Source organism: Grimontia sp. THUN1695 (assembly GCF_059704325.2).
Genome location: NZ_AP046577.1, coordinates 1,748,581 through 1,761,446 on the forward strand (window position 1 = coordinate 1,748,581; position 12,866 = coordinate 1,761,446).

At 51.5% G+C, this 12,866-nt stretch carries 11 protein-coding genes, 5 tRNA genes and 2 pseudogenes; 5 read left to right on the forward strand and 13 right to left on the reverse strand.

The annotated features are described in order from the left end of the window. Positions 1-959 precede the first annotated feature (959 nt). Together AC6IB1_RS11455 and AC6IB1_RS11460 are read right to left on the reverse strand one after the other, a co-directional pair. Positions 960-2,006: an IS91 family transposase gene (locus AC6IB1_RS11455; protein WP_497566777.1), complete on the reverse strand. Its 1,047-nt coding sequence runs from the start codon at positions 2,004-2,006 to the stop codon at positions 960-962. Next, positions 2,003-2,884, reverse strand: a complete 882-nt coding sequence (locus AC6IB1_RS11460) for a tyrosine-type recombinase/integrase (RefSeq protein ID WP_497566778.1) — start codon at positions 2,882-2,884, stop codon at positions 2,003-2,005. Before AC6IB1_RS11460 ends, AC6IB1_RS11455 begins: the two co-directional genes overlap by 4 nt. Before the next feature lie 308 nt (positions 2,885-3,192). Between AC6IB1_RS11460 and AC6IB1_RS11465 the strand changes: the two genes are divergently transcribed. Both AC6IB1_RS11465 and AC6IB1_RS11470 read left to right on the forward strand, forming a co-directional pair. Next, on the forward strand, positions 3,193-3,480 hold the full coding sequence (locus tag AC6IB1_RS11465) for a type II toxin-antitoxin system RelE/ParE family toxin (RefSeq protein WP_001162670.1): 288 nt from the start codon (positions 3,193-3,195) through the stop codon (positions 3,478-3,480). 10 nt (positions 3,481-3,490) lie between these two features. Beyond that, complete coding sequence (locus AC6IB1_RS11470; RefSeq protein WP_026027241.1) at positions 3,491-3,808, forward strand: HigA family addiction module antitoxin; 318 nt, start codon at positions 3,491-3,493, stop codon at positions 3,806-3,808. Positions 3,809-4,060: 252 nt separating this feature from the next. On the opposite strand, the pseudogene AC6IB1_RS11475 reads toward AC6IB1_RS11470, so the two are convergent. After that, positions 4,061-4,507 (reverse strand): annotated as a pseudogene (locus AC6IB1_RS11475) (transposase); the annotation flags it as partial. 80 nt (positions 4,508-4,587) lie between these two features. Between AC6IB1_RS11475 and AC6IB1_RS11480 the strand changes: the two are divergent. Then, a protein-coding gene (locus tag AC6IB1_RS11480) for an IS3 family transposase (RefSeq protein WP_497566779.1) occupies positions 4,588-5,699 on the forward strand; the annotation gives its coding sequence in 2 pieces (ribosomal slippage) (positions 4,588-4,840 and positions 4,840-5,699; 1,113 coding nt in all). A 3-nt stretch (positions 5,700-5,702) separates the two neighbouring features. On the opposite strand, the pseudogene AC6IB1_RS11485 reads toward AC6IB1_RS11480, so the two are convergent. From AC6IB1_RS11485 to AC6IB1_RS11500, 4 genes and pseudogenes are all read right to left on the reverse strand, one after another. After that, positions 5,703-6,314, reverse strand: a pseudogene (locus AC6IB1_RS11485) (IS91 family transposase); the annotation flags it as partial. Further along, positions 6,311-7,192 carry a tyrosine-type recombinase/integrase gene (locus tag AC6IB1_RS11490; protein ID WP_497566780.1) on the reverse strand — a complete coding sequence of 294 codons (882 nt, stop codon included), beginning with the start codon at positions 7,190-7,192 and terminating at the stop codon, positions 6,311-6,313. The pseudogene AC6IB1_RS11485 and the gene AC6IB1_RS11490, both read right to left, overlap by 4 nt. Before the next feature lie 340 nt (positions 7,193-7,532). Then, the gene (locus AC6IB1_RS11495) at positions 7,533-8,579 is read right to left on the reverse strand and encodes an IS91 family transposase (RefSeq protein ID WP_497566777.1); all 1,047 of its coding nucleotides are present in this window, start codon (positions 8,577-8,579) and stop codon (positions 7,533-7,535) included. Next, positions 8,576-9,457, reverse strand: a complete 882-nt coding sequence (locus AC6IB1_RS11500) for a tyrosine-type recombinase/integrase (protein WP_497566778.1) — start codon at positions 9,455-9,457, stop codon at positions 8,576-8,578. The genes AC6IB1_RS11495 and AC6IB1_RS11500 overlap by 4 nt, the downstream gene beginning before the upstream one ends. 226 nt (positions 9,458-9,683) lie before the next feature. Here AC6IB1_RS11500 and AC6IB1_RS11505 point away from each other — a divergent pair, with 226 nt between their 5' ends. Beyond that, entirely contained in the window at positions 9,684-9,914 is a 231-nt protein-coding gene (locus AC6IB1_RS11505; RefSeq protein WP_497566781.1) for a hypothetical protein, read from the forward strand. Positions 9,915-9,918: 4 nt separating this feature from the next. On the opposite strand, the gene AC6IB1_RS11510 is transcribed toward AC6IB1_RS11505, so the two are convergent. Continuing rightward, the gene (locus tag AC6IB1_RS11510; protein ID WP_497566782.1) at positions 9,919-11,046 is read right to left on the reverse strand and encodes an ISAs1 family transposase; all 1,128 of its coding nucleotides are present in this window, start codon (positions 11,044-11,046) and stop codon (positions 9,919-9,921) included. 394 nt (positions 11,047-11,440) lie between these two features. Between AC6IB1_RS11510 and AC6IB1_RS11515 the strand changes: the two genes are divergently transcribed. Further along, positions 11,441-11,692, forward strand: a complete 252-nt coding sequence (locus AC6IB1_RS11515) for a site-specific integrase (RefSeq protein WP_497566783.1) — start codon at positions 11,441-11,443, stop codon at positions 11,690-11,692. A gap of 381 nt (positions 11,693-12,073) precedes the next feature. On the opposite strand, the gene AC6IB1_RS11520 is transcribed toward AC6IB1_RS11515, so the two are convergent. The 5 genes from AC6IB1_RS11520 to AC6IB1_RS11540 form a co-directional block, all read right to left on the reverse strand. Then, positions 12,074-12,160: transfer RNA gene (locus tag AC6IB1_RS11520), tRNA-Leu, on the reverse strand. Positions 12,161-12,205: 45 nt separating this feature from the next. Further along, a tRNA-Gly gene (locus AC6IB1_RS11525) sits at positions 12,206-12,281 on the reverse strand. 31 nt (positions 12,282-12,312) lie between these two features. After that, positions 12,313-12,389, reverse strand: a tRNA-Met gene (locus AC6IB1_RS11530). Between the two features lie 65 nt (positions 12,390-12,454). Then, positions 12,455-12,530: transfer RNA gene (locus tag AC6IB1_RS11535), tRNA-Gly, on the reverse strand. A 4-nt stretch (positions 12,531-12,534) separates the two neighbouring features. Beyond that, positions 12,535-12,608 (reverse strand) — tRNA-Cys (locus AC6IB1_RS11540). Positions 12,609-12,866 lie beyond the last annotated feature (258 nt).

The following is a 12,866-nucleotide window of genomic DNA, read 5'->3' on the forward strand; positions in this document are numbered from 1 at the left end:
CCTTAGTTGTCACAGCGGAAGCGCTATAGGTAATAGCAGACGCATTATCATTCATTGTCAGCCCTTACGCATGGCTTCAGTGACTTTGAGGACTATCTTCTCTGCACTTCGTCAAGCGAAAGCTAACGGCACCCATCTCATCCCGAGAGTTTTCGATAGATTTTCTAATGCAAATCGTGAGGTGTGTAGAAAATACCCCAATTTGTCGTATTTTCTCGTTCGTGATTTTGCGATGTATGATGATACTCTATTTAAAACATACACTTATACTAAGTCCAAGTGTCTGGCGGATGCGTAAAAAATCCCAAAGTGGGGTGTTTAATTACCCCACTTTGGGATCTAATAAATTGTTATGCTTAATCACGCAAAATCAGTGAGTTATGGTTCTTCTTTGTTCCTTTGGCTTTTCAGTTTTGTGTTTGTCGGCAAGTTGGCTCCATTGGGCGCTGTTTTCCGGACACTTGTTCTTTGGCGCTGGAAATTCAGAGCGTTGCCTCAGTCAATTTTCGGGCAAGCACGAGTCTAGGGCGGTTGGCTCAATCAGAAGTTTGATCTTAGGTTTTTCGGTTTTATCTGCCAAAGTTCAAAGTCTGATTTTCAAAAATTATGAGTCATTTCAGTTTTTTAGTTTTTGGCTTTTGTTTGTGAGTTAAAGCTGAGTTAATCTCGGTTTTGGTAAAACGTAACTCATTGAAGCTTAAGCATAACAAATAAGAATAAGTGTCGCGCAGCCGACACTTTATTTGGGTGTTGAACAAGCCCGTCGCTGCTTTATTAAGTAAATTGCTCGGATGAGCACAGTGTGGATGTACGCCCGTCACTGATTGACAGGCGAGCGCCGCCAGGAAGTTATCAGGTATTGCATAACTTCAATGGGTTACGTGATTGTGTGTCTCTTTCTCTGCGTTTTCTCCTTCGTCTAAATGGTCGCCATTCTCCTTATTCTGTTCGCCTTTCGGCTATCTCGGTCGTGTTACGCCTACGCAGACCAAGCGACGCTCCCCACACGTAGGGCAGCATCGCGTAGTGTGCTGTTTGACGGGGACGTCAATCGGTAATGTCCGGTGCGCCATGTGAAGTAGCATCAGCTGGATCGTGAGCCGTTTTTGCTTGGCGCTGCCATGCAACAGGCCATAGTCGCGTACCCGTTGTAGCCCTTTGGGTAATACATGCTGAAGGATCAACATCAAAAAGCGCTGAGTCGGCAAGGTGCGCGTCGCCGATTGCTCAGTTTGGCTGTCGGTGTAGCGGAAGGTCACCTGATTATCGCTGATATCGAGAATGTCCCTGTCCGGCAACACCCCACGATACAGATACCGGGAGAGGTATTTGAGGGCGGGTAGCCCCTGTCCCACGGCGCGACAGTCCACAACCCATTGCGTTGGCAACGAGGGTGGCAAGGTCAAGGTGGGATGGGTGTTGATGGCGGCCAACAGCCGGGCGCGCCAGACCGACGCCAGTGCCGCGTGAGGGTAAAGGAACTGTTTATTGCCCTTATGCCACTGGCGGCGCGTGGGGTGATAAAACCCCGCAGGCACAATGGCATGCAGGTGCGGGTGCATATCCCGCCGTCGGTTGTGGGTGTGGAGCACCAGGGTAAACCCACTGTCGCCGCCATGTTTGCGCTGGGCAAACGCCTTGAGTACAGACGCTGCGACCGAGAACATGAGCGAGTACAGTGTCCGCGCGTGTGTGCGGGCCAGCGGGCGCAGAGCCGCAGGCAGGGTAAAGGTCACCATAAAATACGAGGTCGGCAACAGCTTAGCCGCCTGTCGTTGGAGCCATTGCACCGTGTGAGGGTGTTGGCATTGGGGGCAGTGGCGATGCCCGCACGAGAGCGGTGTTCGCTCGTCATGGTGACAGCCCTGACATGCCCATTGTGATGTTCCCAACGCTCCGGTCCGACAACGGGTCATGGCAAAGATAGCCCGCCCGATATCCGGAGTAAGGTGTCGAGTATCTAGGGTTCCTGCATGCTGTTGCAGCAGTTGGATAAAGGCACTCATGGCGCCTCCCACATGATGGTGAGGCCAGACGCGAGTTGATTGACTGCCTGATGAAGTTGGGCGTGCTTCACGTCAGTGAGTTGGGTGTAGCGCGCCGTGGTGGTGAGGCTGGCATGACCGAGCAGGCGTTGCAGAGAGCGTAAATCCAAGCCTTGTTCGAGCAGGTGGGTGGCATAACAATGGCGCAGGGAATGAGGACTGATGGCCTTATGAATACCGACGTCCCGACAGACCTGCTTCATGGCTTTTTGCACGCCGCCGCGGTCCATCGGCCCTTCATTGCCAATACCGGGAAAAAGCAAGGTTGGGTGGCGATGGGTGCACCAGTATTGACGCAACACCGTGAGGGTGTTGTCGGGCAGCGGCACCAAGCGGTCTTTACCGCCCTTGGCATTGCGGATATGCACTTGATGGTGGGCACTGTCGATATCCCCGACAGTGAGTTGCAGTCCTTCGCCCAGACGCAATCCGAGACAATAAAGGGTGTAGAAGAAGCGTTGATAGCGGGGTTGTCGGGTAAAGGTGATGAGCAGCCCGACTTCGTTGGGGGTTAAGATATCTGGCAGGCGTTTGACCTGAGGGGGCTTGACGATATCGAGCCATTCCCACTGCTTATTGAGGGTATAGCGGTAGAAGAACTGCAGGCCATTACGGTCGAGCTTCACGGTGCTCCAGGAATGGGATGTGATAAGGCGCACGAAGTAGGTTTTGAGCTGTTGCTGAGAGAGGTTGTCGGGGGGAGAATCGAAGAAGGCGGCAATACGCCGGACAGCGCGGGCATAGGCGTCAATGGTGGCGGGACGTTTGCCTTGAAGGGTTAAGTTGTTGAGGTGCTGTTGGTAAAGGGCCTCGAAGTGCTGTTGTTGTTGCGGGTTCATGGTGTTTCTCCTGTCTGCTGGTGATGGGCAGGGTTGGGAGAAACGTAGGCGGTCAGGCGGCATTCTGCCGCGTAGCGGCTTCGTTCAACAAAGCATTTAAGACGGATTCACAACGCTTGGCATTTTTGTTTTTACTTCAAATTTAGTGCTTATGGCACAATGCTTTAGGTTTGAGTGGAGGCGTTGTTCACCCCTTAATTGGGCGTTATGTACTTTTCTGAAATCCTTCCTACAAATCAAACTTGTGCACAGTGTCATTATGCGTTAGTCTTTGTTTATGGATGCACAATGAGACAGTGCAAGTTGCAATGGCATTAGAATTTAAAGATAAGTGGTTAGAGCAGTTTTACGAGGATGATAAACGACATCGTTTAATTCCAAGTAGCATAGAGAACGCTCTATTTCGGAAGCTGGAAATCTTAGATGCAGCTCAAGCTGAATCAGACTTAAGAATTCCACCGGGTAATCGTTTTGAACATCTTGAAGGAAATCTTAAAGGTTGGTGTTCAATTCGAGTGAACAAACAGTATCGTTTGATTTTTCAGTGGGTTGATGGTGTTGCACTAAATACTTACTTAGACCCACATAAGTATTGAGGTAACGACTATGCGTAAGACAAAACGTCGTCCAGTTAGCGTTGGGGAAATGTTAAAAATTGAATTTCTTGAACCAATGGGCATCACATCAAAAGCGCTCGCTGAAGCTATGGGCGTACACAGAAATACGGTGAGTAATTTGATTAATGGTGGAGTGTTAACAGCTCCGGTAGCAATCAAGTTGGCCGCGGCATTAGGTAATACACCAGAATTTTGGCTTAACATTCAACATGCAGTTGATCTTTGGGATACGAGAAATCGTTATCAAGAAGAAGCAAAGTTTGTAAAGCCGTTGTTTGTTTCGCTGGAACAAAGCGCACGTACATAACAAATAAGAATAAGTGTCGCGCAGCCGACACTTTATTTGGGTGTTGAACAAGCCCGTCGCTGCTTTATTAAGTAAATTGCTCGGATGCGCATAGAGAGGAAGCCCGCCGGTCACTGATTGACAGGCGAGCGCCGCCAGGAAGTTATCAGGTATCGCATAACTTCAAGGGGTTACGTGACTGTGTGTCTCTTTCTCTGCGTTTTCTCCTTCGTCTAAATGGCGGCCATTCTCCTTATTCTGTTCGCCTTTCGGCTATCTCGGTCGTGTTACGCCCACACAGACCAGGCGACGCTCCCCGCAGGTAGGGCAACCCCGGACAGTGTGGTGTTTGGTGGGCGCCTCTTGCGGCAAGGTCGAATGTGCCACATGAAGCAGCATCAGCTGGATCGTGAGCCGTTTTTGCTTGGCGCTGCCATGCAACAGGCCATAGTCGCGTACCCGTTGTAGCCCTTTGGGTAATACATGCTGAAGGATCAACATCAAAAAGCGCTGAGTCGGCAAGGTGCGCGTCGCCGATTGCTCAGTTTGGCTGTCGGTGTAGCGGAAGGTCACCTGATTATCGCTGATATCGAGAATGTCCCTGTCCGGCAACACCCCACGATACAGATACCGGGAGAGGTATTTGAGGGCGGGTAGCCCCTGTCCCACGGCGCGACAGTCCACAACCCATTGCGTTGGCAACGAGGGTGGCAAGGTCAAGGTGTGTAACCCTCCCCGAAAAGCGGGTCATTAGCAATTAGAGTTTTTCCGTTTACACTGAAACGAACGGAGAACGTCTGATGAAAAAATCACGCTACACGGAATCGCAAATCGTCAAGATCCTCAAAGAAGTGGAAGCGGGTCGAAAAGTGAACGAAGTCTGCCGTGAATACGGCATTTCCGATGCAACTTACTACAACTGGAAATCCAAGTACGGCGGCATGGAAGCTTCTGATGTTAAACGACTGAAAGAGCTAGAGGACGAAAATCGAAGGCTCAAACAGATGTTTGCAGATCTCAGCCTCGAGCATCGTATTGTCAAAGATATCTTAGAAAAAAAGCTGTAACGCCAGCGGTTAAACGTGAACTTGTGGAATACGTTCGGCAACACTTTCAGGCCAGCTTAAGGATGGCCTGCCGCGTGGTTGGCATCAGTGATTCAGTGTATCGGTATCGTCCTGACCCGCATCGTGATGATGAAGTCATTGCCAAGCTGCAGGAAGCGGTAGAACGTTACCCTGCGTATGGTTTTGGAAAACTCTTCAAAGTCCTTAAACGTTGGGGGCACGCATGGAACCACAAGCGAGTATATCGCGTGTATTGTTCGCTAAAACTCAATTTGAGGCGAAAGGGTAAGAAACGCCTCCCTAAGCGAGAACCAACGCCGCTTTGTTGTCCTGATTGGGCGAACAGTTGTTGGTCTATCGACTTTATGAGCGATGCCCTTGTCTGTGGCCGGCGTTTTCGCACCTTCAACGTTGTTGATGACTTCAATCGAGAAGTGTTGGCCATTGAAGTGGACTTGAATCTCCCCGCACCGAGAGTTATCCGAGTCCTAGAGCGTATTATTGCTTGGCGCGGTGCTCCCCAGAAACTACGCATGGACAACGGCCCTGAGTTTGTCTCAACGGCATTGGCCGAGTGGGCGGAAGAGAACCGCGTTGAGCTTGAATTTATCCGACCAGGCAAGCCAACAGAAAATTCATACATTGAACGCTTTAACCGAACCTATCGAACTGAAGTTCTCGACATGTATGTTTTTAAAACGCTGTCCGAAGTCCGAGAAATCACCGAAAACTGGATGAAGGAATACAACAACGAGAGACCGCATGACTCTCTCAATGACCTAACCCCTTGGGAATATCTGGCTAAGTATGAAAGCAGGAAAAGCTCTAATTTAGACTGTCACTAAAATGGGGAGGGTTACAGTGGGATGGGTGTTGATGGCGGCCAACAGCCGGGCGCGCCAGACCGACGCCAGTGCCGCATGAGGGTAAAGGAACTGTTTATTGCCCTTATGCCACTGGCGGCGCGTGGGGTGATAAAACCCCGCAGGCACAATGGCATGCAGGTGCGGGTGCATATCCCGCCGTCGGTTGTGGGTGTGGAGCACCAGGGTAAACCCACTGTCGCCGCCATGTTTGCGCTGGGCAAACGCCTTGAGTACAGACGCTGCGACCGAGAACATCAAGGCATACAAGGGTTTGGCCTGTGTACGGGCCAGGTGACGCATTGGCGCAGGCAGCGTGAAGGTCACCATAAAACACGAGGTCGGCAACAGCTTAGCCGCCTGTCGTTGGAGCCATTGCACCGTGTGAGGGTGTTGGCATTGGGGGCAGTGGCGATGCCCGCACGAGAGCGGTGTTCGCTCGTCATGGTGACAGCCCTGACATGCCCATTGTGATGTTCCCAACGCTCCGGTCCGACAACGGGTCATGGCAAAGATAGCCCGCCCGATATCCGGAGTAAGGTGTCGAGTATCTAGGGTTCCTGCATGCTGTTGCAGCAGTTGGATAAAGGCACTCATGGCGCCTCCCACATGATGGTGAGGCCAGACGCGAGTTGATTGACTGCCTGATGAAGTTGGGCGTGCTTCACGTCAGTGAGTTGGGTGTAGCGCGCCGTGGTGGTGAGGCTGGCATGACCGAGCAGGCGTTGCAGAGAGCGTAAATCCAAGCCTTGTTCGAGCAGGTGGGCGGCATAACAATGGCGCAGGGAATGAGGACTGATGGCCTTATGAATACCGACGTCCCGACAGACCTGCTTCATGGCTTTTTGCACGCCGCCGCGGTCCATCGGCCCTTCATTGCCAATACCGGGAAAAAGCAAGGTTGGGTGGCGATGGGTGCACCAGTATTGACGCAACACCGTGAGGGTGTTGTCGGGCAGCGGCACCAAGCGGTCTTTACCGCCCTTGGCATTGCGGATATGCACTTGATGGTGGGCACTGTCGATATCCCCGACAGTGAGTTGCAGTCCTTCGCCCAGACGCAATCCGAGACAATAAAGGGTGTAGAAGAAGCGTTGATAGCGGGGTTGTCGGGTAAAGGTGATGAGCAGCCCGACTTCGTTGGGGGTTAAGATATCTGGCAGGCGTTTGACCTGAGGGGGCTTGACGATATCGAGCCATTCCCACTGCTTATTGAGGGTATAGCGGTAGAAGAACTGCAGGCCATTACGGTCGAGCTTCACGGTGCTCCAGGAATGGGATGCGATAAGGCGCACGAAGTAGGTTTTGAGCTGTTGCTGAGAGAGGTTGTCGGGGGGAGAATCGAAGAAGGCGGCAATACGCCGGACAGCGCGGGCATAGGCGTCAATGGTGGCGGGACGTTTGCCTTGAAGGGTTAAGTTGTTGAGGTGCTGTTGGTAAAGGGCCTCGAAGTGCTGTTGTTGTTGCGGGTTCATGGTGTTTCTCCTGTCTGCTGGTGATGGGCAGGGTTGGGAGAAACGTAGGCGGTCAGGCGGCATTCTGCCGCGTAGCGGCTTCGTTCAACAAATAAGAATAAGTGTCGCGCAGCCGACACTTTATTTGGGTGTTGAACAAGCCCGTCGCTGCTTTATTAAGTAAATTGCTCGGATGAGCACAGTGTGGATGTACGCCCGTCACTGATTGACAGGCGAGCGCCGCCAGGAAGTTATCAGGTATTGCATAACTTCAATGGGTTACGTGATTGTGTGTCTCTTTCTCTGCGTTTTCTCCTTCGTCTAAATGGTCGCCATTCTCCTTATTCTGTTCGCCTTTCGGCTATCTCGGTCGTGTTACGCCTACGCAGACCAAGCGACGCTCCCCACACGTAGGGCAGCATCGCGTAGTGTGCTGTTTGACGGGGACGTCAATCGGTAATGTCCGGTGCGCCATGTGAAGTAGCATCAGCTGGATCGTGAGCCGTTTTTGCTTGGCGCTGCCATGCAACAGGCCATAGTCGCGTACCCGTTGTAGCCCTTTGGGTAATACATGCTGAAGGATCAACATCAAAAAGCGCTGAGTCGGCAAGGTGCGCGTCGCCGATTGCTCAGTTTGGCTGTCGGTGTAGCGGAAGGTCACCTGATTATCGCTGATATCGAGAATGTCCCTGTCCGGCAACACCCCACGATACAGATACCGGGAGAGGTATTTGAGGGCGGGTAGCCCCTGTCCCACGGCGCGACAGTCCACAACCCATTGCGTTGGCAACGAGGGTGGCAAGGTCAAGGTGGGATGGGTGTTGATGGCGGCCAACAGCCGGGCGCGCCAGACCGACGCCAGTGCCGCGTGAGGGTAAAGGAACTGTTTATTGCCCTTATGCCACTGGCGGCGCGTGGGGTGATAAAACCCCGCAGGCACAATGGCATGCAGGTGCGGGTGCATATCCCGCCGTCGGTTGTGGGTGTGGAGCACCAGGGTAAACCCACTGTCGCCGCCATGTTTGCGCTGGGCAAACGCCTTGAGTACAGACGCTGCGACCGAGAACATGAGCGAGTACAGTGTCCGCGCGTGTGTGCGGGCCAGCGGGCGCAGAGCCGCAGGCAGGGTAAAGGTCACCATAAAATACGAGGTCGGCAACAGCTTAGCCGCCTGTCGTTGGAGCCATTGCACCGTGTGAGGGTGTTGGCATTGGGGGCAGTGGCGATGCCCGCACGAGAGCGGTGTTCGCTCGTCATGGTGACAGCCCTGACATGCCCATTGTGATGTTCCCAACGCTCCGGTCCGACAACGGGTCATGGCAAAGATAGCCCGCCCGATATCCGGAGTAAGGTGTCGAGTATCTAGGGTTCCTGCATGCTGTTGCAGCAGTTGGATAAAGGCACTCATGGCGCCTCCCACATGATGGTGAGGCCAGACGCGAGTTGATTGACTGCCTGATGAAGTTGGGCGTGCTTCACGTCAGTGAGTTGGGTGTAGCGCGCCGTGGTGGTGAGGCTGGCATGACCGAGCAGGCGTTGCAGAGAGCGTAAATCCAAGCCTTGTTCGAGCAGGTGGGTGGCATAACAATGGCGCAGGGAATGAGGACTGATGGCCTTATGAATACCGACGTCCCGACAGACCTGCTTCATGGCTTTTTGCACGCCGCCGCGGTCCATCGGCCCTTCATTGCCAATACCGGGAAAAAGCAAGGTTGGGTGGCGATGGGTGCACCAGTATTGACGCAACACCGTGAGGGTGTTGTCGGGCAGCGGCACCAAGCGGTCTTTACCGCCCTTGGCATTGCGGATATGCACTTGATGGTGGGCACTGTCGATATCCCCGACAGTGAGTTGCAGTCCTTCGCCCAGACGCAATCCGAGACAATAAAGGGTGTAGAAGAAGCGTTGATAGCGGGGTTGTCGGGTAAAGGTGATGAGCAGCCCGACTTCGTTGGGGGTTAAGATATCTGGCAGGCGTTTGACCTGAGGGGGCTTGACGATATCGAGCCATTCCCACTGCTTATTGAGGGTATAGCGGTAGAAGAACTGCAGGCCATTACGGTCGAGCTTCACGGTGCTCCAGGAATGGGATGTGATAAGGCGCACGAAGTAGGTTTTGAGCTGTTGCTGAGAGAGGTTGTCGGGGGGAGAATCGAAGAAGGCGGCAATACGCCGGACAGCGCGGGCATAGGCGTCAATGGTGGCGGGACGTTTGCCTTGAAGGGTTAAGTTGTTGAGGTGCTGTTGGTAAAGGGCCTCGAAGTGCTGTTGTTGTTGCGGGTTCATGGTGTTTCTCCTGTCTGCTGGTGATGGGCAGGGTTGGGAGAAACGTAGGCGGTCAGGCGGCATTCTGCCGCGTAGCGGCTTCGTTCAACAAACGGTTCAAGAGGGACAGCCAACGCGCGGCATTTTTACTATGCGTTGGTTTGTGTGTTTATGGTGTTATGCGGAAGCGTAGTAGTGGCGTTGGCTGCCCCTTAAGCGGGCGTTAGGGCTAAAAAGGATAGTTTCTATGGAAAGTATGAATATGAACAAAGTCATGTTGCTAGTCGATTTCATGGGCATTGGTGAAGATTTCGTTTTCCATTTGGAAGCCAAATACAAATGTGTAATTGAGGTCGGAGAATTAGTCGATGCACTTGACAAGGAGGGTATCGAGCCACCTTTGGATGAAAATATAATTCACAGTTTTATTTCATCGTCTAGTTACTTAGATACTTGCACCCCCAGGGCGTCCGCATGAATGGTTAGGATTTAGCCATTGACGTCAATCCGGCCATAAGGACCTGCTCCAAGAAGGCGGGTTTCATCATGCAACGTTTCTGTTTCATCGGTACGCTAATCTTGGTGGGTTCTGCCCTGAGCATGTTAAGTGCCATGTGCCTTAACCCTGCCAAGTTTTCAGCGGCGTTTGCTCGGTAAATCTGGCAAGCATCTTCCCGCATACTGACATCTAAAATCCAATGCATGGACTCAATGCCCCAGTGAGCCCGGATTGCATCTCCTGCCTGCTCTGGGGTCAGCTCGGCTGAACTGATGTAGTAGCGATACTCCAACTCTGGCTCTTTGCCTTTTGCTGCCCGGTAGTTTTCGACCATCACAATACTGGTTAGCCCATTCCAGATGGAGAAGTCACCGTCCAACTCACATGCACTCAGGACATGACAAGTACGCGCTTCAATCCGGCCTTTCTGCTTCTCAATTTGACATGTGCCTCTGTCAATCGGAGCGCGTCGATGTGGACTGAAAGCGGCCTGTACCGCTGCCGCTAACTTGCCTTGATTGCCCTTAACCGCCAATAAATAATCGCCGCCTTTGCGCGTGATAGCCTTGGCTATCTTGGTCTGGCAGGCCATCGCATCAATCGTCACGATGGCGCCTCGCAAGTCGAGCATCTGGATCAATGCGGGTATCGCGGTGATTTCATTGCTCTTAGTATCGGTTTTAAGCTGGCCCAATACGAGTTGGTTGGCGCTGGCATAGGCACTCACCATATGGATGGTGCTTTGCCTGTCGTTTCTGTCATAAGAGCCGCGTAAGGTCTTGCCGTCAATGGCGACCACTTCACCACAGGTTAGCTTGTGAACGGCTTTCATCCAGGCTAGAAAGCAATCGCGGAATTCAGCGGGATCAATATTTGAAATCAGACGAGCAAAGGTATCATCAACGGGCACCCCTTTTTCAAACAAGCCCTGTTTAAGGAACCACTCATGGTGACCAAGAACGTACTCGCGAATATCAGTCCAGCCTTGGCCTCCAGCGATAACGGCACAGATTGAACCAAATAGAATATCAAACAGTGGGTAGTCTACTTTTGCGCTTTGCCGCTCGTCACGGATGATGCTGAAATACGCTTTGATGGTATCTAAATTCATGGCTTCTCCTCAAAAGAGGAGCATAAGATCACAGTCGACTCGTCAGGTCAATTTTGACCTCGAATTGGACAAAAAATATTCATGATCTTGCCCTGACTCAGATGCTGATTTAGCCGTTTATGACTAATAGCATCAATTTAGCCACTTATGGCTAATAATACAAATTTAGCCATTTTAGGCTAATAGCTGGGAATTAGCCGTTTAGGGCTAAAAGACTCATGGAGCTTGTTATGATCTCAGCTTGGCGGTCACCACTCTTACGATACTGTAGCAATGGTCTAATATTTATTAGTTCAGACTAGATCCGCACGATCAATACTAGACTCTGAGTTACGTGACTTTTCCATACCTGAGGTAATTTAAAAATAATTGCAAATTTAGTAAGTTCACTGGCATGATTCTGTCCAATATTGAGTCTAAGACACCTGTCCCCAGAGGCACTCCCTCAACTTCCGCAAAACAGCATCATGCCCCTCAGAAAACCTCGCCACCGCCCGTTGAAACAGCCACTCGCGCTGCGATGCAAATCAGCTATCTCTGCGCCACCAAACAACAAGATGTTCTCTCTTTGCGTAAAGACCAAATTTTGGATGACGGGATCTTTATCCAGCAAGGCAAAACCGGGAAGAAACAAATCAAGCTATGAAGCCCAGAGCTCAGGGAAGCGGTGAAAGAGTGTGACAATGTCTATGGCGTAAATAGCCTGTATGTCATCCATCAAGCGACGGGCTCTTCTTTTACACGTGATGGGTTTAATTCTCGTTAGAGAAAAGCGCGGGAAAAGGCAAGAAAAGAAACAGGGCTTCTCCTGGATTTCACCTTTCATGATTTGAAGGCCAAAGGATTTCAGATTACGAGGGAAGTGCGAGAGAGAAGCAAATTTTTTCAGGTCATAAGACCGAGAGACAGGTGGCAACTTACGACAGAAAAGTGGAGCAAGTGCCCTCTCTTAACCGCCGAAATATTACCAAATATTACCAAAAGAAAAACGGCTCACACGCACAAGCCTGTAAGCCGTTGTTTTTAATGGTGCCCCGGGCCGGACTTGAACCGGCACAGCGCGAACGCCGAGGGATTTTAAATCCCTTGTGTCTACCAATTCCACCACCAGGGCACGCAATTCTGTGATTGCGACGGCAGGCACCATCTGCAAATAATTTGGAGCGACACACGGGGTTCGAACCCGTGACCTCAACCTTGGCAAGGTTGCGCTCTACCAGCTGAGCTAGTGTCGCACATTACCCGGCATTACCGAATAATTAAAAGTGGTTGCGGGAGCCGGATTTGAACCAACGACCTTCGGGTTATGAGCCCGACGAGCTACCAGACTGCTCCATCCCGCGTCCGATTCATCGTTTAAAGTACGATGTCAACTTTTTTGTTACCGAACAAGTCGTCAACAAGTATTTGGAGCGACACACGAGGTTCGAACTCGTGACCTCAACCTTGGCAAGGTTGCGCTCTACCAGCTGAGCTAGTGTCGCATCATGGAGGCGCGTCCCGGAGTCGAACCGAGGTCCACGGATTTGCAATCCGCTGCATAGCCACTCTGCCAACGCGCCTTCGTTAACTCCGCTTCAGTAAGTTGCCTTCCTCTGCGGTACGGGTTGGCATTCTACATAAGTTTTTTATGCTGTCACGCAGAAATTTAAGAGTTTTGGTTCGTTTGCTTCTTTATCAAGCAAATCTGATAAATATCAGCCATATTGATCAAAGTTTTAGCAAAAACATCTGATCTTTTTCATCAAAGCGCTTAATGCCCGAAGAGTGAAAAACCAAAAGCCAGCGATTTTCTCGCTGGCTTTTTCATCGTTAGGACA

Bases quoted from the DNA above. Each gene is read 5' to 3' on its own strand.
- AC6IB1_RS11500 (WP_497566778.1), bottom strand. From the start codon at position 9,457: ATGAACCCGCAACAACAACAGCACTTCGAGGCCCTTTACCAACAGCAC.
- AC6IB1_RS11490 (WP_497566780.1), bottom strand. From the start codon at position 7,192: ATGAACCCGCAACAACAACAGCACTTCGAGGCCCTTTACCAACAGCAC.
- AC6IB1_RS11505 (WP_497566781.1), top strand. From the start codon at position 9,684: ATGGAAAGTATGAATATGAACAAAGTCATGTTGCTAGTCGATTTCATG.
- AC6IB1_RS11515 (WP_497566783.1), top strand. From the start codon at position 11,441: ATGATTCTGTCCAATATTGAGTCTAAGACACCTGTCCCCAGAGGCACT.
- AC6IB1_RS11470 (WP_026027241.1), top strand. From the start codon at position 3,491: ATGCGTAAGACAAAACGTCGTCCAGTTAGCGTTGGGGAAATGTTAAAA.
- AC6IB1_RS11510 (WP_497566782.1), bottom strand. From the start codon at position 11,046: ATGAATTTAGATACCATCAAAGCGTATTTCAGCATCATCCGTGACGAG.
- AC6IB1_RS11465 (WP_001162670.1), top strand. From the start codon at position 3,193: ATGGCATTAGAATTTAAAGATAAGTGGTTAGAGCAGTTTTACGAGGAT.
- AC6IB1_RS11455 (WP_497566777.1), bottom strand. From the start codon at position 2,006: ATGAGTGCCTTTATCCAACTGCTGCAACAGCATGCAGGAACCCTAGAT.
- AC6IB1_RS11460 (WP_497566778.1), bottom strand. From the start codon at position 2,884: ATGAACCCGCAACAACAACAGCACTTCGAGGCCCTTTACCAACAGCAC.
- AC6IB1_RS11495 (WP_497566777.1), bottom strand. From the start codon at position 8,579: ATGAGTGCCTTTATCCAACTGCTGCAACAGCATGCAGGAACCCTAGAT.